21 protein-coding genes, 1 tRNA gene and 1 pseudogene are annotated in these 25,446 nt (G+C 65.3%); 8 read left to right on the top strand and 15 right to left on the bottom strand.

Features of this window, described 5'->3' with window-relative positions; translation table 11 throughout:
- Nucleotides 1-311 precede the first annotated feature (311 nt).
- Nucleotides 312-1,325, top strand: coding sequence for a LysM peptidoglycan-binding domain-containing protein (locus AC5RU7_RS03415; protein WP_494051060.1), 1,014 nt, complete (start codon nucleotides 312-314; stop codon nucleotides 1,323-1,325).
- Between the two features lie 82 nt (nucleotides 1,326-1,407).
- Here AC5RU7_RS03415 and AC5RU7_RS03420 read toward each other — a convergent pair whose 3' ends face one another.
- Nucleotides 1,408-1,833, bottom strand: a complete 426-nt coding sequence (locus AC5RU7_RS03420; protein WP_494010329.1) for a CBS domain-containing protein — start codon at nucleotides 1,831-1,833, stop codon at nucleotides 1,408-1,410.
- Between the two features lie 251 nt (nucleotides 1,834-2,084).
- Nucleotides 2,085-4,718 (bottom strand): Ig-like domain-containing protein, encoded by a 2,634-nt coding sequence (locus AC5RU7_RS03425; RefSeq protein WP_494051061.1) that lies wholly within the window; start codon nucleotides 4,716-4,718, stop codon nucleotides 2,085-2,087.
- Nucleotides 4,719-5,133: 415 nt separating this feature from the next.
- Between AC5RU7_RS03425 and AC5RU7_RS03430 the strand changes: the two genes are divergently transcribed.
- Nucleotides 5,134-5,502, top strand: a complete 369-nt coding sequence (locus AC5RU7_RS03430; protein ID WP_494051062.1) for a hypothetical protein — start codon at nucleotides 5,134-5,136, stop codon at nucleotides 5,500-5,502.
- A 65-nt stretch (nucleotides 5,503-5,567) separates the two neighbouring features.
- Here AC5RU7_RS03430 and AC5RU7_RS03435 read toward each other — a convergent pair.
- Both AC5RU7_RS03435 and AC5RU7_RS03440 read right to left on the bottom strand, forming a co-directional pair.
- A tRNA-Tyr gene (locus tag AC5RU7_RS03435) sits at nucleotides 5,568-5,649 on the bottom strand.
- Nucleotides 5,650-5,819: 170 nt separating this feature from the next.
- Nucleotides 5,820-6,074 (bottom strand): hypothetical protein, encoded by a 255-nt coding sequence (locus AC5RU7_RS03440; RefSeq protein ID WP_494051063.1) that lies wholly within the window; start codon nucleotides 6,072-6,074, stop codon nucleotides 5,820-5,822.
- Between the two features lie 190 nt (nucleotides 6,075-6,264).
- On the opposite strand from AC5RU7_RS03440, the gene AC5RU7_RS03445 reads away from it, so the two are divergent.
- Nucleotides 6,265-6,756, top strand: coding sequence for a YajQ family cyclic di-GMP-binding protein (locus AC5RU7_RS03445; protein WP_009357171.1), 492 nt, complete (start codon nucleotides 6,265-6,267; stop codon nucleotides 6,754-6,756).
- Between the two features lie 156 nt (nucleotides 6,757-6,912).
- Here the strand turns inward: AC5RU7_RS03445 and AC5RU7_RS03450 are convergent.
- Nucleotides 6,913-7,096: pseudogene (locus AC5RU7_RS03450) on the bottom strand (protease HtpX); the annotation flags it as partial.
- A 162-nt stretch (nucleotides 7,097-7,258) separates the two neighbouring features.
- Here AC5RU7_RS03450 and AC5RU7_RS03455 point away from each other — a divergent pair.
- From AC5RU7_RS03455 to AC5RU7_RS03465, 3 genes are all read left to right on the top strand, one after another.
- The gene (locus tag AC5RU7_RS03455) at nucleotides 7,259-7,744 is read left to right on the top strand and encodes a Fur family transcriptional regulator (protein ID WP_494010325.1); all 486 of its coding nucleotides are present in this window, start codon (nucleotides 7,259-7,261) and stop codon (nucleotides 7,742-7,744) included.
- A gap of 7 nt (nucleotides 7,745-7,751) precedes the next feature.
- On the top strand, nucleotides 7,752-9,233 hold the full coding sequence (locus AC5RU7_RS03460; protein ID WP_494051064.1) for a catalase: 1,482 nt from the start codon (nucleotides 7,752-7,754) through the stop codon (nucleotides 9,231-9,233).
- A gap of 125 nt (nucleotides 9,234-9,358) precedes the next feature.
- Nucleotides 9,359-9,994, top strand: coding sequence for a DUF2461 domain-containing protein (locus tag AC5RU7_RS03465; protein ID WP_494051065.1), 636 nt, complete (start codon nucleotides 9,359-9,361; stop codon nucleotides 9,992-9,994).
- Nucleotides 9,995-10,044: 50 nt separating this feature from the next.
- Here the strand turns inward: AC5RU7_RS03465 and AC5RU7_RS03470 are convergent, their stop codons facing one another.
- The 8 genes from AC5RU7_RS03470 to AC5RU7_RS03505 form a co-directional block, all read right to left on the bottom strand.
- Nucleotides 10,045-10,647, bottom strand: coding sequence for a TetR/AcrR family transcriptional regulator (locus AC5RU7_RS03470; RefSeq protein WP_494051066.1), 603 nt, complete (start codon nucleotides 10,645-10,647; stop codon nucleotides 10,045-10,047).
- A gap of 87 nt (nucleotides 10,648-10,734) precedes the next feature.
- The gene (locus AC5RU7_RS03475; RefSeq protein WP_494051067.1) at nucleotides 10,735-12,300 is read right to left on the bottom strand and encodes an amino acid permease; all 1,566 of its coding nucleotides are present in this window, start codon (nucleotides 12,298-12,300) and stop codon (nucleotides 10,735-10,737) included.
- Nucleotides 12,301-12,473: 173 nt separating this feature from the next.
- The gene (locus AC5RU7_RS03480; RefSeq protein WP_494051068.1) at nucleotides 12,474-12,881 is read right to left on the bottom strand and encodes a DUF779 domain-containing protein; all 408 of its coding nucleotides are present in this window, start codon (nucleotides 12,879-12,881) and stop codon (nucleotides 12,474-12,476) included.
- Nucleotides 12,881-13,903 carry an alcohol dehydrogenase AdhP gene (gene adhP / locus AC5RU7_RS03485; RefSeq protein ID WP_494051069.1) on the bottom strand — a complete coding sequence of 341 codons (1,023 nt, stop codon included), beginning with the start codon at nucleotides 13,901-13,903 and terminating at the stop codon, nucleotides 12,881-12,883. Before adhP ends, AC5RU7_RS03480 begins: the two co-directional genes overlap by 1 nt.
- A 39-nt stretch (nucleotides 13,904-13,942) precedes the next feature.
- On the bottom strand, nucleotides 13,943-15,466 hold the full coding sequence (gene exaC, locus AC5RU7_RS03490) for an acetaldehyde dehydrogenase ExaC (RefSeq protein WP_494051070.1): 1,524 nt from the start codon (nucleotides 15,464-15,466) through the stop codon (nucleotides 13,943-13,945).
- A 246-nt stretch (nucleotides 15,467-15,712) separates the two neighbouring features.
- On the bottom strand, nucleotides 15,713-17,050 hold the full coding sequence (locus tag AC5RU7_RS03495) for a helix-turn-helix domain-containing protein (RefSeq protein ID WP_494051071.1): 1,338 nt from the start codon (nucleotides 17,048-17,050) through the stop codon (nucleotides 15,713-15,715).
- A 159-nt stretch (nucleotides 17,051-17,209) separates the two neighbouring features.
- On the bottom strand, nucleotides 17,210-18,640 hold the full coding sequence (locus tag AC5RU7_RS03500; RefSeq protein ID WP_494051072.1) for an FAD-dependent oxidoreductase: 1,431 nt from the start codon (nucleotides 18,638-18,640) through the stop codon (nucleotides 17,210-17,212).
- Between the two features lie 81 nt (nucleotides 18,641-18,721).
- Complete coding sequence (locus tag AC5RU7_RS03505; protein ID WP_494051073.1) at nucleotides 18,722-19,720, bottom strand: DNA topoisomerase IB; 999 nt, start codon at nucleotides 19,718-19,720, stop codon at nucleotides 18,722-18,724.
- 104 nt (nucleotides 19,721-19,824) lie between these two features.
- On the opposite strand from AC5RU7_RS03505, the gene rarD reads away from it, so the two are divergent.
- The gene (gene rarD, locus AC5RU7_RS03510) at nucleotides 19,825-20,874 is read left to right on the top strand and encodes an EamA family transporter RarD (protein WP_494051074.1); all 1,050 of its coding nucleotides are present in this window, start codon (nucleotides 19,825-19,827) and stop codon (nucleotides 20,872-20,874) included.
- An 83-nt stretch (nucleotides 20,875-20,957) separates the two neighbouring features.
- On the opposite strand, the gene gabT is transcribed toward rarD, so the two are convergent.
- Both gabT and AC5RU7_RS03520 read right to left on the bottom strand, forming a co-directional pair.
- Nucleotides 20,958-22,328: a 4-aminobutyrate--2-oxoglutarate transaminase gene (gene gabT / locus AC5RU7_RS03515; RefSeq protein WP_494051075.1), complete on the bottom strand. Its 1,371-nt coding sequence runs from the start codon at nucleotides 22,326-22,328 to the stop codon at nucleotides 20,958-20,960.
- Between the two features lie 82 nt (nucleotides 22,329-22,410).
- Nucleotides 22,411-23,841 (bottom strand): aminobutyraldehyde dehydrogenase, encoded by a 1,431-nt coding sequence (locus AC5RU7_RS03520; RefSeq protein ID WP_494010312.1) that lies wholly within the window; start codon nucleotides 23,839-23,841, stop codon nucleotides 22,411-22,413.
- Between the two features lie 157 nt (nucleotides 23,842-23,998).
- Between AC5RU7_RS03520 and AC5RU7_RS03525 the strand changes: the two genes are divergently transcribed.
- On the top strand, nucleotides 23,999-25,435 hold the full coding sequence (locus tag AC5RU7_RS03525; RefSeq protein WP_494051076.1) for a PucR family transcriptional regulator: 1,437 nt from the start codon (nucleotides 23,999-24,001) through the stop codon (nucleotides 25,433-25,435).
- Nucleotides 25,436-25,446 lie beyond the last annotated feature (11 nt).

Consider the following 25,446-nt stretch of genomic DNA (forward strand, 5'->3'; position numbering starts at 1 on the left):
AGCAGCTCCGCCGCCGCCAAGTACCGGCCCCGAAAATTCGGGTATTTCCTACTGGTGCCCGGACCTGTACGCACTTCCTAGACTCGGGATTCCTAGGACCAAATACGCGCTGGCGGGTCCCCCGGGTTGGCTTCCAGGGGGTGTCCGCTTCCTCGCGGAGCCTCCGTATTTTCTGGGTATGCGGACGCCTCCATCCCGCGCTGCTTGCGGCCCGGTTACACACCGGAGCCGTCGGAGCGCTGCACCTCGATCCGTCCCGCCTGCCGCTGTTCCTGCGTGCCTGGCCGGGACCGACTCCGGATGGGCCACCCATGAACCAGCCTTACCTCACCAACCCCGAAGCCGAGAGCAGAAGCTTCGCCACCGACGAACCCCGAACCGACCTTGTTGCAGTCCGTCCGGCCATCAGCAACCGGTTGTGGGCGGGCATGGCCACAGCCGCCGTGGTTGCAGCCGTGGGCGTTGGAGCCCTCGCGGCGCCCGCTTCCCTGACCGAAAGTACGACGTCGTCCGGCCAGGTTGCCGGCGCGGTGGCACCTGCGGAGGGCGCTGCCCCGGCAGTGGATGCTGCCAGCCAGGAACCTGCTGCTGCCGTCCCGGCAGAGGCAACCCCGGCGGCCGAAGCACCCGCTCCTGCAGAACCTGCACCAGCAGAAGCGACCCCCGCGGAACCTGCGGCTGCCGAACCGGCACCGCCGCCCGCACCGGAACCTGCGCCCGCCGCCGCAGACCAGAATCTTTATACGGTGGTGGCCGGCGACACGGTGGGGAGCATCGCGGCCAGGCATGGAGTGGACACGAATGCCATGCTGGCCGCGAACGGGCTGGGCCCGTACAGCATCATCGTCCCGGGCCAGACGCTCGTCCTGACCGGCCCGCCGGTGACAGCCCCGGCGGCCGCCGCACCCGAGGCCGTCCCCGCCGCGGCTCCGGCTCCTGCACCTGCTCCTGCTCCTGCTGCAGCACCCGCTCCGGCCTTGGTTCCCGCAGCACCTCCAGTCCGGACCATCTATGTGGCCGGCGCCGGTGGCCAGGCAATGGTGGACGCCTGCATCGGCCCCATCCACTACACCCCCGGCGATGCATACTCACTCTTCATCACCGAGCATGATTACTGCGGCGGCTGGGCACGTTTCTCCGGGATCGGAGTAGGCGAAACCGTGAGCATCCCCGGCTATGGCACTTACACGGTGACGGCCAGGGGCCAGGTCCCCAACCCGGGCACCACCAACGATGTGCTGAATGTCTTTGGCGGCTTCCCCCGGGCCATCCTGCAGACCTGCATCCCGGGGACCAGCCAGATGCTCCTGATCGCGCTGAACTGACCTTTTCAAAAAGTTTGTCCGCGGGTCCGAACCCTCAAGGGCTGGATCCGCGGACAAGGGGCAGGTTGCTGCCGCGTTGGCGCTACACGTGGTGCCGTTCTGAAATGTGCTCCACCAGTTCGCCAACCCGCTGTTCCGAGTAGTTGCGGGCGATGTCGCCCTGGCTGATGATGCCGACCATCCTGTGGTCGGAGATCACCGGCAGGCGCCGAACCTGGTGCCGTTCCATCATGTCGATGGCTTCGTCCACGTTGGCGTCGGCATCTACCCAGTAGGGCGTCCCGGTTTCCAGTTCGCGGGCCATCATGTCGGCCGGGTTGCGTCCGGCGGCGACGCACTTGAGCACAATGTCGCGGTCGGTGATCATGCCCTTCAACTTGCCGTCATCACCGCAAATCGGCAACGAGCCGCAGTCAAGGTCCATCATCATCCGGGCTGCGTCCACCAGGGTCTGGTTTTCGGTAATACATCGTGCATCCGTGGTCATGAATTCACGTACAGCACTCATTGAATCCTCCTTCATCGATGGATTTATCGACGCAAGGCATCGGGGCACCAGCGCCGATATCGCCAGACTACGCCGGGCCGGTGCAGGTGTCGATGGCGGATTTTGTCTGTACGGAGCTGCCCGGTTGTCCCCCGCGGACGGACTACTCCCCTCATCGTTTCAGGGGGAATTGACTATGGTGCGGGGACATTTAGCGGGCACGAGAAGCCTCCGGAACCTGGTGGTTCCGGAGGCTTCTCAACAAACCTGGCCTACCTGTAGGTGAGCACCAGCTTGGGTGCGTATGCGCCGCTGGACGCTTCCTTGGAATTGAGATCCAGGCCGTCGCTGCTGTTGGCGTCCATACCTAGAGAGAGCTGTTGGCCGAGCTCACCGGCCAGAGCGGTGGCCGACAGCGTAATGCTGTAGTTCGTGTTAGTCGTTGTCGGACCCGGTAAGGTGCCGAGGAGGGCACCCAGCGTCAGCCGACTGTCGTACGTGATCCCCGTCTCGGACCAGGTGTCAGTAGCTATTAGCTTGATGTTCTGCGAACCCGTCGACCCACTGCCCGCGCTGCGCAGCTGCAGCGTGGCACTCTCCAGCGTCTTCCCCGCAAGCCCGGTCAGGTCGAACTTGAAGTACGCGACCTCCACGGGACTGTTGTCCACGCCCAGCACAGTGCTCGTGCCATAGTTCGTTGTCGTAGCCCCGCTGGAGACATAGGTATCTGCAGTGGCCGTGAGCGTGACGGTCTGGGACGTGCCGCCGCTGGCGGCAGCCGTGGTGAAGGTCCAGGTCTTGGCCGATGCCAGGGCGTTGCCGGCAAGATCCTTCGCTCCGGTGGAGATCGTCGCGGTGTAAGTCGTGCCGGCGGCCAGATCGGCCGTCGGATCCAGGGTCGCGACTTTGCCCGTGCTGTCCAGAAGCACATTGGCCGACACCGCGTTGGTGCCATTCTTCAACGTGAATGACGGCGTAACCGTTGATCCGTTCATCGCTTCCGAGAAGGTCGCCGTCACGTTCGACGCAACTGCCACGCCTGTGGCAGTGTCAGCCGGAGAAGTGCTCGTCACAGTCGGTGCCGTTGTATCAGCAGTCCCCGCGGGAGCCGTGGTGAACGTCCACGTCTTGTCCGACGCAAGCGCGTTACCGGCGGCATCCTTGACTCCACTGGCGCCGCCCTTGATCGTGGCCGTGTAGACCGTACCGGCTGCAAGGTCCGCACCAGGGTCTAATGTGGCAATCTTGCCGGTGCTATCCAACGACACAGCCGCTGATGCCGCCGGCGTCAGCGTGAACGTGGAGGATGTCACCGATGACCCACTCATCGGCTCTGAGAACGTGCCCGTCACATTCGCCGTTGTTGCCACACCGGTCGCCCCGGCAGCCGGAGAAGTACTTGTCACAGTCGGAGGGGTCGTGTCCGTAGTCCCGCCACTGCCGCTGCTGCCCTCGTAAAAGTGCCAGTACCGGCTGGTGGCGTTCACATCGGCGAGCAACAGTAGGCCGCTGTTCGCCGTGCCGCGTGCAGAACTGTTGAGGTTCTGCTTGGTTGATGTGACGTTGTGGACATACTGGTCCGCATCCACAATCCGGGCCGTCTTTGTGGTGGTGAAGCTGATGGTGTCCAACGGGGTGGACTTCTCGTAAATTGCTCCCCCGGAACTGGTGCAGGCACCGGCGTTTGTCGTGCCGCTCGGCTTCGGATACGTGGCGAATGTACGCAGCCTCTGGGCGGCTTCATCAATCAAAACGATCACCCGGTTGGGGCACTCCGCCACGGTAGCGATCGTGTGCGCCGACCACGCCGCCGTCGAAACGTTCAAAGCCAACAATTGGATCAGCGGCTGGGACGAAGACGTAAACGAGGTCTTGATGGCGGCGAAAACCTTGTCAGACGAAGAATCCAGCCACTTAAGGTTCATATGGTCATCACCGCTGCGCTGTCCCGAAACCGCCGCGACCGGAGTGGACCACGTTGTGTTCGCCGCGCCATCAGCGCGATAGCTCCAGTACATGCCATCGGTAGAGTCCCCGACCTGGCGGCTCCACATCACGCCGACCTTGTTTCCGCCGAATGCAATCACAGCCGACGTGTCGTCAATGGACACGTTGCTCAACGATGCAGGATGCGGGAACGGTGTCCCCCACGTCTTGCCATCCGTTGCAGTGACATTCAGGTAGATCCGGTTCCCCTGCTGCCACGTGGCCCACAACCGGCCTGTGGAGTCTTTGTCGATGGACAGGGCTTCGACGCGGTAGTTGTTGATTTGAGATGAGCCCAGGCTGGTATACGTCTTGGTGCTCGAGTTGTAGCTGTAGCGGCGCAGCGTCGTCGGGTAGTTCGGTTCAGCCGCTACGCCGTCGTTGACGAACCGGTAGCTCGCCACATACAGGGTGGCTCCGTCCCAGAGCACGTCGTGATGGGTGCTCGCACGCGTTTCCGTCGTCACACCCGTACTGGCCCACGAGCTCGTTGAAGGGTTGAACCGGAAAATCTCAAAATCCGAGCTTGCCGTGTCCCACATGTTCCCCCACCAGATCCCGTCGTGGAACCATAAGCCGCTCGTGGACCGCTTCGTCCCAGTCGGCGTTCCCGTCCCCGAATGTGATGGACCCTCCACCCCCACATCACCCGTCGCCGCCGATGCCGGAACCGGCACCACCAGGGCAGCAACGGCGAGCAGCAGCGCTGTCAGCAATCCATGGAATCTCAGGGCTCGAAACCTGCCTGGGCGGAGAGTTGTTCTGCGTCGATCATCCTGCTTCGCGCCGGCCTGCTTGGTCCTGCGGCCATCACCGAAGCCGCTCATGGAAAAGGACGAAGGGTACATCATGATTGCTCCCCGGAATGTCAAATAATCCTCAAGTTCGTCCAGTCTCAGGCGCTCCAAAATGGAAAGCAATCCCTAACCGCGGCTACGTAACCCCCCTAATTTTCCACTCCTCGAACCCCTACCAGAGTCGCCTGCAAGCAGTGGCTTGGCAGCAAGGTGTGACATAGAGTGTGGCTACCATTTTCTCTTCGGGGACATCATGAAGCCTTTCTGCCTGATACCGGTTCTCATCCTGACGCTTGCCTCCTGCACCTTGCCCCCACCCACCTCGGATGGTCCCTCCTCGGGAGCGGCCACCGAAGCGGCTGCCTCGCCTTCGGCGCCATCATCCCCGACGGCTCTTGCGGCTCGTCCCTACCGGGTCACCACTGGATCGGGTGCCGAGATCAACTTCTTGCTGCCCGCGACTGCCGCTGACACTGGGATCGCCGCAATCGAGGCTTACCGGGTCAAGGCTGGCGCGGCCCCCGTTTCATATCTTGTAGTGGATGTTGACAACCGCAGAGGGACTGAACCCGTCAACCTGTACGCGATCAGCGCCTTTGATACAAACGGACGCCAGGTCACGTTCTCCAGTGTTGCCGACGTAATCCACAGTTGGGGACCGACCTACAGCTACGATTTCGGCTGGAAGATGGGCGATGGCAGCGCCGTTGACGAGGCAGTAGCCGGCGAGCTAAGGCGCGAAGCTACCGACCTGCACAGCGCCAACTCGAACAACAACGTCGGTGTGGCTGAACAGTCCAGGATTGTTCTGGCGGCGCACGACGCCCATCTGCCCTCCGAGTTCGTGCGGGTTACCGTGCAGCCCTTCGGCATGGGTGCGGAAGAGGAGGCCACGCCCGCCTCCTAACCCCAACCGCCGGAGCAACAAAAAGGACCCGCCTGGATCTGTATAAGATCCAGACGGGTCCGCTGTGGCAGATGAGGGATTCGAACCCCCGTAGGCGTTGCCAGCTGATTTACAGTCAGCCCCCTTTGGCCGCTCGGGTAATCTGCCGAACTTCTCAAAAGAAGACCCGGGCTGCAGTCTTCAGAACGTCCGTTTCCGGGCCGTTCCGCTTCCAGTAACCGCGGGCAAGACAACTTTACAGAACTTATGCCGAAGAATCGAATCGAGCCCCAGCCAGGCGTTCAAACCCCTGTACTTCGCGGAATTTGGGGGAGCAATCACGCCTCGCCCAGGATCCTCCCGGCAAGCTTCGCCTCGAACTTTTCGGCCTGTTCCTCGGTGATCTGGTTCAGCTGCACCGCCCGCTGCAGGTCCGCATGGACTCCCTCGAGGCGGGAGGACGGGTCGGCCACCGGGCTGAAGATGACTGATGCGGCCACGGCAGCCGCTGCCACCGATGTTGCCGCCGTGGCCACAGCCCCGGCCGCGGCGGTAGTTGTTCTGGCGACGTACGTGGCGGCTTTGCGGTGCATTGGTGTTTCCCTTTCGAGCTGCTCTCCAACAGGTATAACCTTCCCCCGCGCTCCTTGGTTCCCTCCCGACGTCCGCTGAGAGGGAACTGTGAATCCTGCCGCCCGCCGGGCGGCGCATCCGTATTAGGCTTGAAAGCAGTGATCCCAAGCCCTGTTTGAGCGCAGGGCTCCCACCCGTAGAAGGAGAGTCATGGCAGGCGAGTCAACGTTCGACGTCGTAAGCAAGGTGGACAAGCAGGAAGTCGCCAACGCCCTCAACCAGTCCCAAAAGGAAATCGCCCAGCGCTACGACTTCAAAGGCGTTGGCGCCGAGATAGACTTCAGCGGCGAAAAAATCCTCATGAAGGCCAACTCGGAAGAACGCGTCAAGGCCGTCTTGGATGTGTTCCAGTCCAAGCTGATCAAGCGCGGCATCTCGCTGAAGTCCCTGGACAGCGGCGAGCCCTACGCCTCCGGCAAGGAGTACCGCCTCGAAGCCTCCATCAAGGAAGGCATTGCCCAGGACCTGGCGAAGAAGATCAACAAGCTCATCCGCGACGAAGGGCCCAAGTCGGTCAAGTCCCAGATCCAGGGTGACGAGCTCCGTGTCTCGTCCAAGTCCCGCGACGACCTGCAGGCCACCATGGCACTGCTGAAGGACTTCGACGAAGCCGACCTGCAGTTTGTGAACTTCCGCAGCTGACGGCGGTTCGCCGTCGTCCTTTGACGCGATTTACCTGCCGCTACGGAAGAGGCCGGCGCACCCGGAAGATGGGGTGCGCCGGCCTCTTTTGCGTGTCGGGAACAGCTACGGCGTCCAGGGCCCGACGGCGACGCCCGGCTGCCGCAGCGGGTGGCCGGCCAGCCGCTCCAGCAGGGCCATGGCGATCACCGCAAGCGGGTTGGCGTTGCGGCGGTCACTGCCGCCGAAGAACAGCACCACCTGGCCCACCGAGGTGATGACACCCGCGACGGCGGCCGCCACGGACGAGGTGAGGATGTCCGGGTTGTAGGTGCATTAGTTCGTGGCCCAAGATACGCCGCCGTCTTCAGCCTGTTGTAATGCCGATGCACGTCCATTCCCCTCTGTTCTTTAGCTGTTACAGCCTAAGAACTGGACGGCGGGGCCGATCGTCCCAGCCCGGTTTTCCGAGGTTAGCCAACCCTTATTGTGAGATATTCATAATAAGTGCTTCAATGGAGCCATGACGGAGCACTACGACGGCCACGAGGACTGGGCTGGAGCCCTGCGCGCCCACGGCCGCCGGGTGACCAAGCAGCGGCTTGCCGTGCTGGCCGCCGTCGAACGCCACCCCCACTCCCCTGCCGAAAGCATCCTTGCTGCTGCCCGGGCAGAACTCCCCGAGCTGACCGCGCAGTCCGTTTACGTGGTCCTTGGGGACCTCACCGACCTGCACATGCTGCGGCGTTTCGAACCCCCGCACTCCCCCGCGCTGTACGAAACCCGGGTTGGCGACAACCACCACCACGCCATCTGCATCAGTTGCGGCCGCGTGGAGGACGTGGATTGCGCCGTCGGGCACGCGCCGTGCCTGACGCCCCACTGGGATGAGAACGCCAAGCCGATGACCATCCAGATCGCAGACGTCATGTACCAGGGCATCTGCCAGGACTGCCAGCAGTCCCAACAACTTCCTTCCAATCGTCCCTCGCAAGTAACAGAGAAATAGGAGAATAATGACTGTCGTTTCGACAACCCAGTCTGGTGCCCCCGTCACATCCGACGCGCACTCCAAGTCAGTTGGTGCCGATGGTGCCATCATCCTGACTGACCACTACCTGGTGGAAAAGCTCGCCCAGTTCAACCGCGAGCGGGTTCCGGAGCGTGTGGTGCACGCCAAGGGCGGCGGTGCATTCGGCACGTTCAAGACCACCGAGGATGTCTCGAAGTACACCAAGGCCGCGTTCCTGCAGCCGGGCGTCGAGACCGAGATGCTGATCCGTTTCTCCTCCGTGGCCGGCGAGAACGGCTCCCCGGACACCTGGCGTGACCCCCGCGGTTTCGCCGTGAAGTTCTACACCTCCGAGGGCAACTACGACCTCGTGGGCAACAACACCCCGGTGTTCTTCATCCGTGACGGCATCAAGTTCCCGGACTTCATCCACTCCCAGAAGCGCCTTCCCGGCACGCACCTGCGCGACGCTGACATGCAGTGGGACTTCTGGACCCTGTCTCCCGAGTCCGCCCACCAGGTCACCTGGCTGATGGGTGACCGCGGCCTGCCCGCTTCCTGGCGTGAAATGCAGGGCTACGGCTCGCACACCTACCAGTGGATCAACGCCGACGGCGAGCGGTTCTGGGTCAAGTACCACTTCCACTCCAACCAGGGCGTGAAGAACATGACATCCGAGCAGGCCGAAGCACTGGCCGGCTCCGACGCCGACTTCTACATCCGCGACCTGCACGAGAACATCGAAGCCGGCAACCTGCCCTCCTGGGACCTGCACGTCCAGGTCATGCCCTACGAGGACGCCAAGACCTACCGCTTCAACCCGTTCGACCTGACCAAGGTCTGGCCGCACGCCGACTACCCGCTGATCAAGGTGGGCACCATGGAGCTGAACCGGAACCCGGAGAACTACTTCGCGCAGATCGAGCAGGCCACCTTCGCGCCGTCGAACTTCGTGCCGGGCATCGCCGCCTCCCCGGACAAGATGCTGCAGGCCCGCATCTTCTCCTACGCGGACGCACACCGCTACCGCGTGGGCACCAACCACGCCCAGATCCCGGTGAACCAGCCCAAGAGCCAGGTCAACAACTACAGCCAGGACGGCGCCGGACGCTACCTGTTCAACGCCCCGTCCGTTCCGGTTTACGCCCCGAACACCTTCGGTGGCCCGGCTGCACTTGAACCGCAGAACCCGGCAGGCGGCTGGGAGAACGACGGCGAACTGACCCTCGCCGCGCACTCCCTGCACGCCGAGGACGGCGACTTCGTCCAGGCCGGCACCCTGTACCGCGAGGTCTACGACGAAGCTGCCAAGGCCCGCTTCCTCGAGACCATCACCGGCGCCGTGGGCGGCGTCAAGCGCTCCGACATCAAGGAACGCGCCATCCAGTACTGGACCAACGTTGACGCCGAACTCGGCGCCAAGCTGCGCGCCAACCTCGGCGCAGCACCCCTCTCCGACGCTGAGGCAGCCAACAAGATCGGCTGATTCTCCGCTCGCTGAGCAGTGAAACCACCCCGTCATGGATGTCCGTGGCGGGGTGGTTTTTTGCGCTGTCCACATAGCAGCAGGATCTCTGGCCCGCCGGCCTGGGCGCTCCCTAGGATCGCTGTATGACAACTTTCCAGGGGATACCTGCCGCCGCTTTCGGGTTCTATGCCGACCTGCAGGAGAACAACAACCGGGAGTGGTGGCTGGAGCACAAGGACAGCTACCAGTCACTGGTCCGTGATCCGCTCGCCTCGCTCCTGGCGGAGCTGGAGCCCCGGTTCGGGCCTGGCCGGCTGTTCCGCCCCAACCGGGACATCCGGTTCTCACTGGACAAGTCCCCCTACAAAACGGCCCAGGGCGCGTTCGCCTCCGTGCAGGAAGGCGTGGGCTATTACCTCCAGGTCAGCGCGGAGGGCCTGCTGGTGGGCGGCGGCTACCACTCCCACTCCCCCGCCCAGCTGGTGAGGTACCGGAACGCGGTGGACGCCTCGGGCACGGGCGAGTCGCTGCGGCATATTGTGGACGCCGTGGCCACCGCGGGCTTCGCGGTGGAGGGAGAGAAACTCAAGACGGTGCCGCGGGGCTATGACCGCGACCATCCGCGGGCCGAACTCCTTAAGCACAAGTCACTTGCGGCGAGCGTAGACCTGGGCCAGCCTGCCTGGCTGGAAACTCCTGCCGCAGTCGGCGAAATCTCCGGGCTGTGGGACCAGCTGCGCCCGTTGGTTGACTGGGTGGGCCGCCACGCCGCCCCGTAGCAGCCGGCGCCTGTTCCGGATTTTCGCTGGGCTGCGGTGGGCTGACCTGGTCAGGCTTCCTGCGCTGCGGCCAGGCGGGTCTCGAGGTTGTTGAAAAAGACCGAGAGCATCAGTTCGAAAGCCTTGGTGGCCGCCTCCGGCTCATTCATGACCACGAAGTCGAACTGCAGCCCGTAAAAGGTTGAGGTGAAGAGCCGGGCGTCGGTGTCCGCGTATTCCTCGGGGATGCCCTGCACCACCAGCCAGTCGCGGGTCTTGTGGTGGAGCATCCGGAAGTGTTCCTGCGAGGTTCCGCGGGGTTCTGCCGCCACGATGTCCTGGGCGGTGGCCTCGAATTCGAGCCGGGTCAGGTGGCGGTTCCGCTGGGCCATGGTCCACTGCCAGGACTCAAGCAGGAACTCCCGCCAGGCTGCGCGGTCGATGTCCCGGACATCGCTGTTCCGCATCCTGTCCAGGCGGGATTCGATGGACACCACGATGTCATTGATCAGCTGCTCCCGGTTTCCAAAGTGGTAGACCAGCACGTAGGCACTCATGCCCAGCCCTTCCGCGAGGCTCCGGAAGGTCAGCTCCGCCAGGGTCTTGTCCATCAGGTAGTCGAGGATGGCGCCCAGCAGCTCGGCTTTTCGTTCGGTTCGTGTCGGGCGTGCCATGAATCCATCCTACGAGCCGGCGCCGTTCCGGAAGCCGGGCATGGAAATGCCCGCCCGGGGCCGGCCCGGGCGGGCATATTAGGGCTCTCAGGCCCGCGAGTACTCGTCTTCGTTATCGGAATCGCGCTGGTCCGCATCGCTGTCGGATACAGCCGCGCCGTTGACGGCGATGCTGGCTGCGCCGAAGCGTTCGTTGAGGCGCGAGTGGCGCTGGCCGTAGGCAAAGTAGATCGCCATGCCGATGGCCAGCCAGATGGCGAAGAAGATCCAGGTCTCCACGGCCAGGTTGGTCATCAGGTAGAGGCAGAGCACTGCGGAAACGACCGGAAGGACCTTGCCGAACGGGACGCGGAAGGCGGGCTTCAGGTCCGGCCGCTTCTTGCGCAGCACCAGGATGCCCAGGCTGACCACAACGAAGGCAGACAGGGTGCCGATGTTGATCATTTCCTCGAGCAGGTCCACGTTGGTCAGCCCGGCCACCAGGGCAACCGCGGCGCCGCAGAGGACCTGGAGGCGGACCGGCGTCGCGCGCTTCTCGCTGGTCTTGGACAGCGCCCGGGGCAGGAGGCCGTCGCGGCTCATGGCCAGGACCACGCGGGACAGGCCCATCAGCAGCACCATGATCACGGTGGTCAGGCCCACCAGGGAGCCGAACGCGATGATTTTCGCGGCGGAGGTGTCGCCCACGGCTTCGAACGCGGTGGTGAGGGTGGGGTTTTCCGCCTCGGCCAGCTGGGTGTAGGAGACCATGCCGGTCAGCGCCAGCGACACCAGGATGTAGAGCAGGGTCACCAGGGCCAGTCCGGCGAAGATGCCGCGCGGCAGGGTCTTCTGCGGGTTCTTCACTTCCTCGGCGGAGGTGGCCACCACGTCAAAACCGATGAAGGCGAAGAACACCAGGGCTGCGCCGGCGAAGATCCCCAGGGTGCCGTACTGGGCCGGGGCCGCGCCCGTGAGGAACCCGAAGAACGACTGCTTCAGGACGTCGGCGGCACCGGTGCCGCCCGTGGGCTCGGCCGCGGGAATGAACGGGGCGTAGTTTTCGAACTTCACATAGGTGAAGCCCACCACGATCACGAACAGGACGACGCCGATCTTAATGAGCGTGAAAATGTTTCCCACCCGGGCGGACAGCTTGGTGCCGAGCACAAGCAGCACCGTGAAGACGGCAACGATGAGGAACGCGCCCCAGTAGAGGTCCACGCCGCCCAGCGAGACGGCCGGCGGAATGTCCGCCCCCATGAGGGCGAACACCTTGCTGAGGTAGATGCCCCAGTATTTGGCGATCACGGCAGCGGCGGTGAAGAGCTCCAGGATCAGGTTCCAGCCGATGATCCAGGCAAGGAGTTCGCCCATAGTGGCGTAGGTGAAGACGTAGGCGGAGCCCGCCACCGGGATGGCGGTGGCGAATTCGGCGTAGCACATGATCGCCAGCGCGCAGGTGATGGCGGCGACGGCGAAGGACACGGTGACGGCGGGGCCGGAGAAGTTGGCTGCGGCCTTGGCGCCCACCGAGAAGATACCGGCGCCGACAGCAACGGCGACGCCCATGATCATGAGGTCCCAGGTGCTGAGGGAGCGCTTGAGCTTGCGTCCGGGCTCATCGGCGTCGGCTATCGACTGCTCGATGGATTTGGTCCGGAGAAGGTTCATAGGGGATCACAATCCTGATTTCGGATGGAAACAGACTTATCCACGATAGTGTCCATCCACTGGACGGTCCCAATTGTTCCGAATGCTGAGACGCTGGTTTCAACGAACTTTGTTCCGTAAAAGCACTTGGGGCCCTTCTGATGAAGAGCCCCAAGTGCTTTAGACCGAACTAGCTAGCAAGGCCAGTCCATCAGGGTGGACCGGATCAGGAAGCGCTTGCCCTCCGGCGCCTCCACCGAGAAGCCGCTCCCCCGGCCGTTGACCACGTCAACGGTCAGGTGGGTGTGGCTCCAGTAGTTGAACTGCTCCCGGGACATCCAGAACTCCAGCGGCCGTGGTTCCACCCCGCCGGACAGGTCAAACAGCCCCAGCAGGACGTCGGAGTCGCCGGTCAGGAAGTCGCCCACGGGATAGCACATGGGCGAGGACCCGTCGCAGCACCCGCCGGACTGGTGGAACATGAGCGGCCCGTGCCGGAGCCACAGCGAGCCGAGCAGATCCGCGGCCGCCGGGGTCAGCGCAACCCGGGAGAAGTCCTCCCCGGGCAGTGTCACGGCGGCGTGGAGCCGGTCCGGTGCCATCAGAACCTCAGGACCACGCGGCCGTCGATCTTGGCGTGCTTCATCTCGTCGAACACCGCGTTGACCTCGGAAAGCTCCCGGACCGAGACCGTGGGATGGATCTTGCCCTGGGCGTAGAAGTCCAGCGCCTCCTCCATATCCTGCCGGGTGCCCACTATGGAACCGCGCACGGTGAGGCCCTTGAGCACAATCTCGAAGATCGGTGCCGGAAAGTCTCCCGGCGGCAGGCCGTTGAATACGATGGTGCCGCCGCGGCGGGCCATGCCGATGGCCTGGCCGAATGCTGACGGGTGCACCGCAGTCACCAGGACTCCATGGGAACCTCCGGTTTCGCGCTGGATCACTTCAACGGGATCCTCGTGCAGGGCGTTGACGGCCAGTTCAGCGCCGTGGGCCTTGGCGAGGGCCAGCTTGTCATCGGCGATGTCGACGGCGGCCACCCGCAGTCCCATCGCCACGGCATACTGGACGGCAATGTGGCCCAGGCCGCCGATGCCCGAGATGGTGACCCACTGGCCGGGCTTGGCTTCGGTCATCTTCAGGCCTTTGTAGACCGTGACGCCGGCGCAGAGCACCGGTGCCACCTCGACGGGGTCGGAGCCCGCCGGTATGCGGGCGGCAAAGCGCGAGTCCACCAGCATGTATTCGCCGAAGGAGCCGTCCACGCTGTAGCCGCCGTTCTTCTGAACTTCACACAGGGTTTCCCAGCCCGTGCGGCAGTACTGGCAGTCGCCGCAGGCGGACCACAGCCAGGCGTTGCCCACCAGGTCGCCAACGGCGAGGTCGGTGACGCCCTCGCCGAGGGCCACTACTTCGCCCACGCCCTCGTGGCCGGGAACGAAGGGCGGCGCGGGCTTGACCGGCCAGTCACCCTCGGCGGCGTGGAGGTCCGTGTGACAGACGCCGGTGGTGAGCACCTTGACCAGCGCCTCCCCCGGGCCGGGGGTGGGAACGGCGATGTCCTGGACCTGGAGGTCCTGGCCGAATTCGTTTACTACTGCTGCTTGCATTGTCGTCGTCATTGGCGAAATCCTCGCGTCGTTGTAGCGGAAGTGGAGCGTTTAGAAGAAGCCGAGCTTGTTCTCGTTGTAGCTGACCAGCAGGTTCTTGGTCTGCTGGTAGTGGTCCAGCATCATGGCGTGGTTTTCGCGTCCGATGCCCGAGGACTTGTAGCCGCCGAACGCGGCGCCCGCCGGGTAGGCGTGGTAGTTGTTGACCCAGACGCGGCCGGCCTGGATTTCACGGCCGGCCCGGTAGGCGATGTTGCCGTTGCGGGACCACACACCGGCGCCCAGGCCGTAGAGGGTGTCGTTGGCGATGCCCATGGCGTCGTTGTAGTCGCTGAACTTCGTCACCGAGACAACGGGCCCGAAGATTTCCTCCTGGAAGATCCGCATCCTGTTGTGGCCCTCGAACACGGTGGGCTGGACGTAGTAGCCGCCGGCCAGGTCCCCCGGCAGTTCGGCGCGGCCGCCGCCGGTGAGCACCTTGGCGCCCTCCTGCTTTCCAATGTCGATGTAGGAGAGGATCTTCTCCAATTGGTCGTTCGAGGCCTGGGCGCCCACCTGCGTGTCGGTGTCCAGCGGATTGCCCTGCACCATCTTCTCCACCCGGTCCACGGCGTCGGCCATGAAGGAGTCGTAGATGTCCTCCTGGACCAGGGCGCGGGACGGGCAGGTGCACACCTCGCCCTGGTTGAAGGCAAACAGGGCGAAGCCTTCCTGGGCCTTGTCGTAGAAGGCGTCGTTTTTCTGCGCGACGTCGTTAAAGAAGATGTTGGGGCTCTTGCCGCCGAGTTCGAGCGTGACGGGGATCAGGTTCTGGCTGGCGTACTGGCTGATCAGGCGGCCCGTGGTGGTCTCCCCGGTGAACGCGATCTTGCGGATCCGCGGGCTGGAGGCCAGCGGCTTGCCGGCCTCGACGCCGAAGCCGTTGACCACATTGAGGACGCCGGCGGGGAGCAGGTCGCCGATGAGTTCCATCAGCACCAGGATGGACGACGGCGTCTGCTCGGCGGGCTTGAGGACGACGGCGTTGCCGGCTGCGAGTGCCGGTGCCAGCTTCCAGACTGCCATCAGGATGGGGAAGTTCCAGGGGATGATCTGGCCCACGACGCCGAGCGGCTCGTGGAAGTGGTAGGCGGTGGTGTCGTCGTCCAGCTGGGAAAGGGTGCCCTCCTGGGCTCGGACGGCGGAGGCGAAGTAGCGGAAGTGGTCCGAGGCGAGCGGAAGGTCGGCGTTGAGTGTCTCGCGGACGGGCTTGCCGTTGTCCCACGTTTCGGCGACGGCGAGCATCTCCAGGTTCTCGTCAATGCGGTCGGCGATCTTGTTGAGGATCGCGGCCCGCTCCGCCACGGAGGTCTTGCCCCAGGACGGGGCTGCCTTGTGGGCCGCATCAAGGGCGAGGTCGATGTCCTCGGCAGTGCCGCGGGCCACCTCGCAGAAGGCCTTTCCTGTCACCGGCGTGATGTTCTCGAAGTACTGGCCCTTGACGGGGGCAACCCACTCGCCGCCGATCCAGTTCTCGTAGCGGTCCTTGAAGGTGACCTTCGAGCCCTCGGTTCCGGGCTGTGCGTAAACGGTCATTTTGCTAGCTCCTTTGCTGTGCAGAAGGCGGCCCGGTTCGGGCGCTTGCCGTTGGAGCCAGCGTAGGAGTGCGCAGGTTGCAGCCAGGTTGCAACCCTGTGTCACAGGTCACTACATAGAGCTAGTCGTACGTGGACCCACGCCCGCCGGGTTCCCTGGCCGTGGAGCTGCCCGGCGAGGGCCCCAGCCCGAGCTTGCGAGGGCAGGGCGCCGGGCGGACTTGCGAGGTTAGGGAGCGGGTGGGGACTAGGCGCGGAGTTCGGCTTCCAGCCTTTCCAGGTCCGCGACGACGGCGGCCCGCTTGGGTGAGCGGGCCGGAAGGAGGCGGAGCGCGGCGCGGCGGACGCCGACGTCGTCCCTTGCCTCGGGGAGCTCCGCGTACTTCAGGAGGGACTCGGCGCTGCCATCGGTCAGGACCGCCTCCCGCAGCAGGGACGAGACCCTGTTCCGCAGCTCGATAATGCCGGGCGCTTCCGACCGCGGAAGGACGGCGCCGCGGTAGATCTCCAGCGCGATGCGGTGGGCGCCGCGCTGCAGGCAGCTCAACACCTGGCCGCTGTCCGGCACCAAGTCAAGGGGAAGGCGGTAGGGCCGGGAACCGGGGACGGCATCCGGATGGAGCTGCTGGAGGACCTTGCGCAGGCGGACCATCTCGGCACGGAGCGTGATGGTGGAGCCGTCACCGGGATAGAGCAGGACGCTGAGTTCCTCCGCTGTGAGCCCGTCCGGGTGCGTGCTGAGCAATGCAAGAATCTCGCTGTGCCGGGCAGACAGGACCACCGTCTTGCCCTCAAGGCTGAGCAGCGCCTGGTCGCGGCCCAGCAGCTGGAGGCTGTTCCTGTAAAGGCTGCCTTCCTTGCCCCCAGCGCGGGGTGCGCGGGGCGCGGAAGCTGTGGACCGGCGTCCTGCGGGCCTACCGGCGAGATCGGCGGCAAGCTGCAGCCGCTCGACGCGCAGCTGCGCCTGGGCCGCGGCAACCGTTGCCTCCACAAGGGACAAGGTGTGCGGCGCAACGGCGGTGTCCGTCCCGGTGATGTCCACGACGCCCAGGACCGCGCCGGAATCGGGGTCGTGGAACGGGACGGCGGTGCAGCTCCACGGGTGGACCGCCCGCTGGTAGTGCTCGGCCCCGGCAATCTGGATCCCCCGGCCCAGGGCCAGGGCGGTGCCCGGTGCACTGGTGCCCACGGAGGCCTCGGACCAGTCGGCACCGGCCACGAACATCATTCCCTCGGCGCGGCGCTGCAGGACAGGGTCACCCTCCACCCACAGAAGCCGGCCCACCTCGTCACCCACCGCCACCAGCAGGCCGCTGTCGTGGCTGGGCTGGACCAGGAGTTTACTAATCACCGGCATGATGGCCGCCAGCGGGTGCTGGCTCCGGTAGTCCTCCAGCTCCTCGCGGTCCATGGCCAGCGGGGCAGCGGGATTGTCGGGGTTCGCCTTGAAGCCTGCGGACCGCTGCCACGACTCACGGATCAGGCTGCGCAGGCCGTTGGGGTCCTGGAGGGCGCCGCCGTCGAGCTGTTCATGCGCGGCCAAAGCGCTGAGCTGCAGCGGGCCGGGCTGGATCAGGTTCTGCATCGAACTCCTGTACTGCCTGCGGGCACGGCCTCATGACGCCGGCCAAGGGGTGGTCGCAATTCTAACCCCCGCGGGCCCAGCACGGGTCAAGAGTTTTTGGCAGATAAAGCGACCTTCGGGGCACGGAAGTCGCCATATCTGGACAAAAACTCTAGGGGGTTAGGTGCGGGAGATGCGGATCATTTCCTCGCGCGGGACCACCTTGATCCGTTCGCGCAGGACAGCCTCTTCGGCTTCGTTGGCCACCCATTCGGCACCGAGGGCAGCCTCATGGGCATCGAGCTTGATCCAGCCCTCCCACGTGGTGTACTCGATGCCGCGCTCTTCAAGCAGGTCGATGATGGCCTGCGGGTCCGGGTTCTCGGCCGGCGGCAGGCTGAGCCGGTCCTCGAGGAGGAAACCGATGGTCTCCAGGGCGTCGCCCTTGGTGTGGCCGATGAGGCCCACCGGTCCGCGCTTGATCCAGCCGGTGGCGTAGATGCCCGGAACCGGCTTGCCGTCCGCGTCCAGGACCCGGCCGCCCTCGTTGGGGATGACGCCGCGCTTGGCGTCGTACTCCAGCTCGTCCAGGGCCGACCCGTGGTAGCCGATGGCCCGGTACACGGCCTGCACGGGGTAGTCGATGTACTCGCCCGTGCCCTTGGCGTTGCCCGTGCCGTCAAGCTGCATCCGCTCGAACTTGATGCCGCCCACCTTGCCCGTGCCGTCGTCAAGCACTTCCACAGGGCTGTGCAGGAAGTGCAGGTGCAGGCGCCGGGAGGACGGGTTCTCGGACTCGGCGTGCTCTTCCACCAGCCAGTTGGTGAGGGTGTTCACCATGGTCTTGATCTGGTTGTTGCTGCGGATGGCTTCGTCGGAGGCCTCGTCGAACTCGAAATCCTCCGGGTAGAGCACAATGTCCACGTCATTCATATGGCTGAGCTCACGCAGTTCCAGCGGGGTGAACTTCACCTGGGCGGGGCCGCGGCGGCCGAACACGTGGACGTCAGTCACCGGAGAGGACTTCAACCCCTTATAGACGTTGTCCGGGATTTCGGTGCTGAGCAGTTCCTCCGGATGCTTGACCAGCATGCGGGCCACGTCCAGGGCCACGTTCCCGTTGCCGATCACGGCGATCTCTCTGGCATCCAGCGGCCACTCGCGGGGAACGTCCGGGTGCCCGTCGTACCAGGAGACGAAGTCGGCGCCGCCGAAGGAGCCCTGCAGCTCAATCCCCGGAATGTTCAGGTCCGCATCCTTGACCGCACCGGTGGAGAAGATCACGGCGTCGTAGAAGGCCCGGAAATCGTGCAGGGTCAGGTCCCGGCCGTATGTGACGTTGCCCAGGAACCGGATGTCGCCGCGGTCCAGGACCTTGTGCAGGGCGTTGACGATGCCCTTGATCCGGGGATGGTCCGGGGCAACGCCGTACCGGATCAGACCGTAGGGTGCGGGGTAGGCCTCGAAAAGGTCGATGCTCACCTCGAAGTCCCCGTCCTTGACTCCGCTGGACTTGGTGAGGATGTCCGCAGCGTAGACTCCTGCCGGTCCTGCGCCCACAATGGCGACGCGGAGTGGACGGGTGGAAGCTGATTCGCTGGAGTTGGACACCTGGAGCCCTTCTGAACTGGTCCGTCATTGCACAATGAGGATGCGCCGGTTGAAGTAGCGCACAGTTCCTTATTCTAGGCCTCAGCCGCTCTTGGCCAGCGGGACCAACTTGCCTTCGCGGTAAAGCAGTGCCCGGAGCTCCGCCTCCGCGGAATCCGTCCGCTTGGGATCGATGGTTTCGCCGTCGTTGTAGTGGTCCACCACGCGCGGGTCAACATAGCTCTTCCGGGCGATCGACGGCGTGTTCCCCAGTACTTCGGCGGCGTCCATCATGGCGCGGCTGATGGCCCGCTTCCGCTTGGCGACAGTCCGCTGGGGGCCGGTGCGGGCGAGGCTGACGGCTGCCGCAACAGTACCGCGCAGGGTCCGGAAGTCCTTGGCCGTGAAGTCCGAGCCCGTCCGTTCCTTCACGTAGGCGTTGATCTCAGCGCTCGTCACCGGGTGCCAGGTCCGGCCAATCTTGTAGGCCAGGAGCCTGGCGTTGGGTCCCCGGCGCTTGAGCAGGCGCAGCAGGACGGCAAGGTCGGGGTCCCGCATTTCGGATTCCCAGTCCTTGCCGCTTTTTCCGGGGAACCGGAGCAGAATGCGGTCCTTCCGTACCTGGACGTGCGCGCACAGGAGGGTCGCCAGGCCGCGGCTGCCGTTTTCGTTCGTGTACCGCTCGGACCCCACCCGCAAGGAGCCGCTGTCCAGCATGCGGAACGCCCCGGCCAGGACGCGGTCATAGGTGAATCCTTCGCTGCGCAGGTCCATGGTCACCCGGCGGCGGGCGGTCGGCAGCGACTCCGCCAGCTGGAGGGACCGGTCAAACTTCAGCCGGTCCTTCCGCGCGCGCCACTCGGGATGGTAGATGTACTGGCGCCTGCCCACGGCGTCCACGCCGGTGGCCTGGATGTGCCCGTTTTCGAACGGGGCGATCCAGACGTCGGTCCAGGCCGGGGGAATCCCGATGCTCTCCAGCCGTTCCCGAACCGGGCCAGCAGGCACGGTGGAGCCGTTCAGGTCCCGGTAGCTAAACCCTTTTCCTGCCGGTATCCGCCGGTACCCCCGGCCCGAGGCGTTGCTGCGCCGGAGCCTCATGGGGCGGACTCCGGCAGTTCGGCACAAGTCATAAAAGCAAGCCTACTGACTATTTTGGGTTTTCCCGCCCGAATGCTTGGAATACCTCGCCGGCGGCTGGTGTTATGGGTGTCGTGCCAATCCCCGATGGAGCCCAGTCCGCCAGCCTCTCCAGCCCCGCCGCCACATCCCCGGCCCGGCGCGCTTCGGCGGGGCCAGGAGGGCGCACTCCTCCGCGGCCACCGAAGGCAGTGGACAAAGACACGACGGCGGGAATCCTCTTTGGCGTCGGCGCCTACGGGCTGTGGGGGCTGCTCCCCCTGTACTTCTTCGTGCTCCAGCCGGCCGGCGCCGTCGAAATCGTTGCCAACCGGGTGGTGTGGTCGCTGCTGTTCTGCGCCCTGCTGATCACCGTTACGCGCGCCTGGCCGGCCCTCATTGCGGCTTTCCGGAACCGGGCAGTCTTTGGCAGCCTAACCCTCGCGGCACTCCTCATCGCCGTCAACTGGCTGACCTATACCTACGGCGTGACCACCAACCAGGCCGTGGAAACCTCGCTGGGGTACTTCATCAATCCGCTGGTCTCGGTCCTCCTTGGCGTCCTGGTCCTCAAGGAGAGGCTGCGCCCGCTGCAGTGGGCCGCCGTGGGCATCGGTTTCGTGGCGGTGGGGGTGCTTACCTACTCCTACGGCAAGCTGCCGTGGATTGCCCTCACGCTGGCCTTCAGCTTCGGCCTCTACGGCTTCGTGAAGAAGCGCGTGGGCTCCAGGGTGGACGCTGTGACCAGCCTCAGCGTGGAGACGATGGTGCTGGCACCGGTCGCAGCGGCGACGATGGTCTACCTCGGCGTGGCCGGGGTGGCCACCCTCACTACCCAGGGCCCCGGCCACTTCTGGCTGCTGCTGGCTTCCGGCGTGATCACCGCCGTCCCGCTGCTCTTCTTCGGCGCTTCCGCCCGGCGGTTGCCGATGACCACCATCGGCCTGCTGCAATATTTTGCTCCGCTGCTGCAGTTCATCGTGGCGCTGCTGGTGTTCCGCGAGGCCATGACCCTGGAACGCTGGATCGGTTTCGGTGTGGTGTGGCTGGCCCTTCTGGTGCTGACGGTAGACATGCTGCGCAACGCCCGCAGGAATTCCGTGGCCCGCAAGGCCGCCCTCCGCACCGCCGCGTAGGCGCACCGTTAACCAAGGAAGGCGGGCCCGGTTCGCAAGAACTGGGCCCGCCTTCCCGGCGTTGCCGGAGGGAGTCGTTCCGGTTAAGCGTTCGCCTTGATGGCGGCGGCCAGGACGTCCAGGCCGTCGTTCAGGAGCTCGTCAGTGATGACCAGCGGCGGGAGCAGCCGGATGACGTTGCCATAGGTGCCGCAGGTGAGGATGATGACGCCTTCCTTGAGGCAGGCGGCGGCAACAGCCTTGGTCAGCTCCGGGTTGGGTTCCTTCGAACCGGCCTGGACCAGTTCGATGGCCAGCATGGCGCCGCGGCCGCGGACGTCACCGATCACGGTGGTTCCGGCGTCGGCGAGTTCAGCCTGCAGCTCGCGGAGACGGCTGGTGGCGAGGGATTCGATGTGGCGGGCGCGGCCGGCCAGGTCATACTCCTCCATTGAACCGATGGAAGCCAGCGCTGCCGCGCAGGCCACCGGGTTGCCGCCGTAGGTGCCGCCAAGGCCGCCGGGGTGGACGGCGTCGAGCAGGTCGGCGCGGCCGGTGATGGCGGACAGCGGCATGCCGCCGGCGATGCCCTTGGCCATGGTCATGATGTCCGGGACGATGCCCTCGTGGTTGACGGCGAACCATTCGCCGGTGCGGCAAAATCCGGACTGCACCTCGTCCGCGATGAAGACGATGCCCTTTTCCTTGGCCCAGGCGGCCAGCGCCGGGAGGAAGCCCTCAGCCGGGACGATGAAGCCGCCCTCGCCCTGGATCGGTTCGATGATGATCGCGGCAACCTGGTCCCCGCCGATCTGCTTCTCGATCATGGTGATGGCGCGCTTGGCTGCCTCGGCGCCCGTGATGGCGGGGTTTTCCTCGCGGTACGGGTAGCTCATGGGCATGCGGTAGACCTCGGGCGCGAACGGGCCGAAGTTGGTCTTGTACGGCATGGCCTTGGCGGTCAGCGCCATGGTGAGGTTGGTGCGGCCGTGGTAGGCGTGGTCGAAGGCAACGACGGCGTCGCGCCCGGTGGCGAGGCGTGCCACCTTGATGGCGTTTTCCACGGCTTCGGCACCGGAGTTGAAGAGCACGGTGCGCTTTTCGTGGTCGCCGGGGGTGAGCCGGTTCAGCTGCTCGGCGACAGCCACATAGCCTTCGTATGGGGTCACCATGAAGCAGGTGTGGGTGAAGTGCTCCACGGCTTCCTTGACGGCACCGACGACGGCGGGATCGGACGCGCCCACGCTGGTCACCGCAATGCCCGAGCCGAGGTCGATGAACGAGTTGCCGTCCACGTCCTTGATGATGCCGCCGTCCGCGTCGGCAACGTAAACCGGAACGCCGGAGGCGACGCCTGCGGCCACCACAGACTTGCGGCGTTCGGCCAAGGCAGCGGACTTGGGGCCCGGGAAGTCGGCCTGGACGCTGCGCTTCTGCTCCAGCCGGTAGGTGATTTCTGATGCTGTTGCGGTCATTGGGGTTCTTTCTTTACTAAATGGGCCCACGCCGGCAGGGTTCCCTGGCCGAAGCGAAGCGAGGTTAGGGGGCCGGTGGGGACTAGGCGTCGAGCGCGCTCATGACGTGCTTGATGCGTGTGTAGTCCTCCACGCCGTACATGGAGAGGTCCTTGCCGTAGCCGGACTGCTTGAAGCCGCCGTGGGGCATTTCGGCGGTGAGGAGGATGTGCGTGTTGATCCAGACGGCGCCGAAGTCCAGGTCACGGCTGAGGCGCATGGCGGTGCCGTGGTTGCTGGTCCAGACGCTGGAGGCCAGGGCGTATTCCACGCCGTTGGCCAGTTCAACGGCTTCTTCCTCGGTGCTGAACTTCTGCACGGTGATGACGGGGCCGAAGGTCTCCTTCTGGACCACGTCGTCGGTCTGCTTGGCGCCGGTGATGATGGTGGGCTCGAAGAAGTAGCCCTTCTCCCCCGCCCGGTGGCCGCCGGTTTCGATCCGGCAGTTGGCGGGCAGGTTTTCCACCACGGACGTCACGGCGTTGAAGTGGTTGACGTTGTTCAGCGGGCCGAAGTAGTTGTCTTCGTCGTTCTGCGAACCGGTGTGCAGGGTCCGGGTGTGTTCCACCATGGCGGCCACGACGTCGTCGTGCACCGAATCCTCCACCAGCACGCGGGTGATGGCGGTGCAGTCCTGGCCGGCATTGAAGAAGGCGAATTCGGCGATGGCGGCGGCGCTCTTCTTGATGTCGGCGTCCTTGAAGACGATGGCCGGAGCCTTGCCGCCCAGTTCCAGGTGGGCGCGCTTGAGGCTCTTGGCCGCGCCGGAGGCCACGGCGATGCCTGCCCGGACGGAACCGGTGATGGACACCAGGCCGGGGACCTGGTGGTCCACCATCATTGCGCCGGTTTCACCCGTGCCCAGGATGACGTTCAGGACGCCGGCGGGGAAGATGTCCTTGGCGAGGCGGGCCAGGACCAGGGTGGATTCCGGAGTGGTGTCCGAGGGCTTGAGGACAACGGTGTTGCCGGCGGCCAGCGCGGGCCCGATCTTCCAGATGGCCATCAGGAACGGGTAGTTCCAGGGGGCCACCTGCGCCACCACGCCGATGGGTTCACGGCGGACGTAGGAGGTGTGGCCCTCGAAGTACTCGCCGGCTGACTTGCCCTCAAGGATGCGGGCGGCGCCGGCGAAGAAGCGGAGCTGGTCGGCGCCGGCGGCCACTTCCTCGGAAGCGATCAGCGACCGCACCTGGCCGGTGTTGCGGTGCTGGGCTTCAACCAGTTCGTCGCTGTTGGCCTCGACGGCGTCAGCCAGCTTGAGCAGCATGAGCTGCCGCTGGCCCGGGGTGACGTGCTTCCAGGTTTTGAAGGCGTCCTGCGCAGCGGCCATGGCGGCGTCCACGTCGGCCTGCACCGAGATGGGTGACTGCGCCACCACTTCCCCGTTGGTGGGGTTGATGATGTCCAGCCGGCCGGTGCCGGCGGGCGTGACGAACTCACCGTTAATGAAGTTCTGCAAGGTTTGGACCACGGTGTGCAACCTCTTCTCTGAGCGGCCATCAGCGGCAGGCGGATGGGATGGAACTGGTTTGAGCCTATGCCAGCACCCCAGCGCAGTGAATAGCCACCTGCACACCCTTCCACGCGGTGTTTAGTGCGGTTGTCCAGCAGGCGTTTATCCTTGATCCATGGCCATTTCCCTCGCTGCTCTGCTGGGCGTGAACTCCCTCAAGCTGTCCAAGGCGGGAGTCGCCGAGACCACCTGGCACCAGGACATTAACTGGGTGGCGGTCACGGAGCTGGAGGACCCGCAGCGGTTCCTCAACGGCGGCGAGCTGATCCTGACTACCGGCCTGCGGCTGAAGTCCGCGCCGGAGCAGCGGCGCTTTGTCCGCCAGGTGCAGCGGGCGGGCGCGGTGGGCATCGGGTTCGGCGTCGGGCTTTCGCATGAGGCGGTGCCGCCCGCGCTGCTGGCCGAGGCCAACCGGTGGGCCCTGCCCGTGGTGGAGGTCCCCTACGAGACGCCCTTCATCGCCATAACCAAGCTGGTGGCCGACGCCCAGTCCGCGGACCACTACGCCAAGCTGGAGCGGCTGATCGCCGGGCACCAGGTCCTGGCCCGCGCCCTGCTGACGGGCGGCGGGCTGGCCGAACTCCTGAAGCAGCTGGGCAGCATGCTGCGCACCGATATCGCGCTGACCCAGTTCACGGCGCAGCTGTATAACAGCAGCAGCGCAGCCCCGTCCGCGGATTCCTGGTCCACCTATCCGATCCCCACCGGCCGGCGGGACGCCTGCACCCTCTGGGTCCGGCAGCCGTTCGAGGACTCCGGCATCATCGGCTACGCCCAGAACCTGATCAGCGTGGAGCTGAACAACATGGTCAAGCAGCGCCAGGCCCAGCGCGCCCTGTGCGGCCAGGTGCTCGAGGACGTCATCCACGGCGCACTGGAGACGAGCGAGGCCCAACGCCGCCTGGCCGGCGTGGGCATCAACAGCACCCGGAAGAACGTGGTGCTCCTGGCGGTCTCCGCCGCCCATAACAAGGCCCTGGGCAGCACCGCGGTGCCGCGGGAACTCGAGAACTCGGTGGCCGCCGTCGTGGGCAAGGACCTGGTAGTGGTGGTCAATGACGACGGCGGGGCGGCGCCGGCTTTGGCGCGGAAGCTCAGCGACCATCTGGCGGAGGCGGGCATCCACGCCACCATCGGCATCGGCGGGGCCTACACCAAGCCGAACGGCCTGCGCTGGAGCTATTTCGAGGCGCGGGATGCGGCGAGCCACGGCCTGCCGGTCAATGAGCCGGAGAGGTTGAGCCTGACCTCGCTGCTGCTGGCCAGCGAGGACGTGCCGCTGGCAGACATGGCGCATGAGTCCCTGAACCCGCTCCGGGCGTTCGACGCCGCCCATGGCGCGGAGCTCATGACCACGCTGGAAAGCTACCTGAACAACAACGGTTCGGTGGCCGCCGTCGCCGAGCAGCTGACGCTGCACCGCAACACGGTCCGGTACCGGCTGGCCCAGATCACCGAGCTGACCGGATACGATCCCGCCGTGACCCCGGACCGGGTGCAGCTGTGGCTGGCGCTGGCTGTCGCCCGGCTGTCCGCGCGGCAGGGCAAATAGGCTGCATCCCC

Source organism: Arthrobacter sp. K410C (assembly GCF_059090105.1).

Excerpts from the sequence above, each read along its gene's own strand:
- AC5RU7_RS03415 (WP_494051060.1), top strand. The coding sequence starts at position 312 with ATGAACCAGCCTTACCTCACCAACCCCGAAGCCGAGAGCAGAAGCTTC.
- AC5RU7_RS03420 (WP_494010329.1), bottom strand. The coding sequence starts at position 1,833 with ATGAGTGCTGTACGTGAATTCATGACCACGGATGCACGATGTATTACC.
- AC5RU7_RS03440 (WP_494051063.1), bottom strand. The coding sequence starts at position 6,074 with ATGCACCGCAAAGCCGCCACGTACGTCGCCAGAACAACTACCGCCGCG.
- AC5RU7_RS03445 (WP_009357171.1), top strand. The coding sequence starts at position 6,265 with ATGGCAGGCGAGTCAACGTTCGACGTCGTAAGCAAGGTGGACAAGCAG.
- AC5RU7_RS03455 (WP_494010325.1), top strand. The coding sequence starts at position 7,259 with ATGACGGAGCACTACGACGGCCACGAGGACTGGGCTGGAGCCCTGCGC.
- AC5RU7_RS03460 (WP_494051064.1), top strand. The coding sequence starts at position 7,752 with ATGACTGTCGTTTCGACAACCCAGTCTGGTGCCCCCGTCACATCCGAC.
- AC5RU7_RS03465 (WP_494051065.1), top strand. The coding sequence starts at position 9,359 with ATGACAACTTTCCAGGGGATACCTGCCGCCGCTTTCGGGTTCTATGCC.
- AC5RU7_RS03470 (WP_494051066.1), bottom strand. The coding sequence starts at position 10,647 with ATGGCACGCCCGACACGAACCGAACGAAAAGCCGAGCTGCTGGGCGCC.
- AC5RU7_RS03475 (WP_494051067.1), bottom strand. The coding sequence starts at position 12,300 with ATGAACCTTCTCCGGACCAAATCCATCGAGCAGTCGATAGCCGACGCC.
- AC5RU7_RS03480 (WP_494051068.1), bottom strand. The coding sequence starts at position 12,881 with ATGGCACCGGACCGGCTCCACGCCGCCGTGACACTGCCCGGGGAGGAC.
- adhP (WP_494051069.1), bottom strand. The coding sequence starts at position 13,903 with ATGACGACGACAATGCAAGCAGCAGTAGTAAACGAATTCGGCCAGGAC.
- exaC (WP_494051070.1), bottom strand. The coding sequence starts at position 15,466 with ATGACCGTTTACGCACAGCCCGGAACCGAGGGCTCGAAGGTCACCTTC.
- AC5RU7_RS03495 (WP_494051071.1), bottom strand. The coding sequence starts at position 17,050 with ATGCAGAACCTGATCCAGCCCGGCCCGCTGCAGCTCAGCGCTTTGGCC.
- AC5RU7_RS03505 (WP_494051073.1), bottom strand. The coding sequence starts at position 19,720 with ATGAGGCTCCGGCGCAGCAACGCCTCGGGCCGGGGGTACCGGCGGATA.
- rarD (WP_494051074.1), top strand. The coding sequence starts at position 19,825 with ATGGGTGTCGTGCCAATCCCCGATGGAGCCCAGTCCGCCAGCCTCTCC.
- gabT (WP_494051075.1), bottom strand. The coding sequence starts at position 22,328 with ATGACCGCAACAGCATCAGAAATCACCTACCGGCTGGAGCAGAAGCGC.
- AC5RU7_RS03525 (WP_494051076.1), top strand. The coding sequence starts at position 23,999 with ATGGCCATTTCCCTCGCTGCTCTGCTGGGCGTGAACTCCCTCAAGCTG.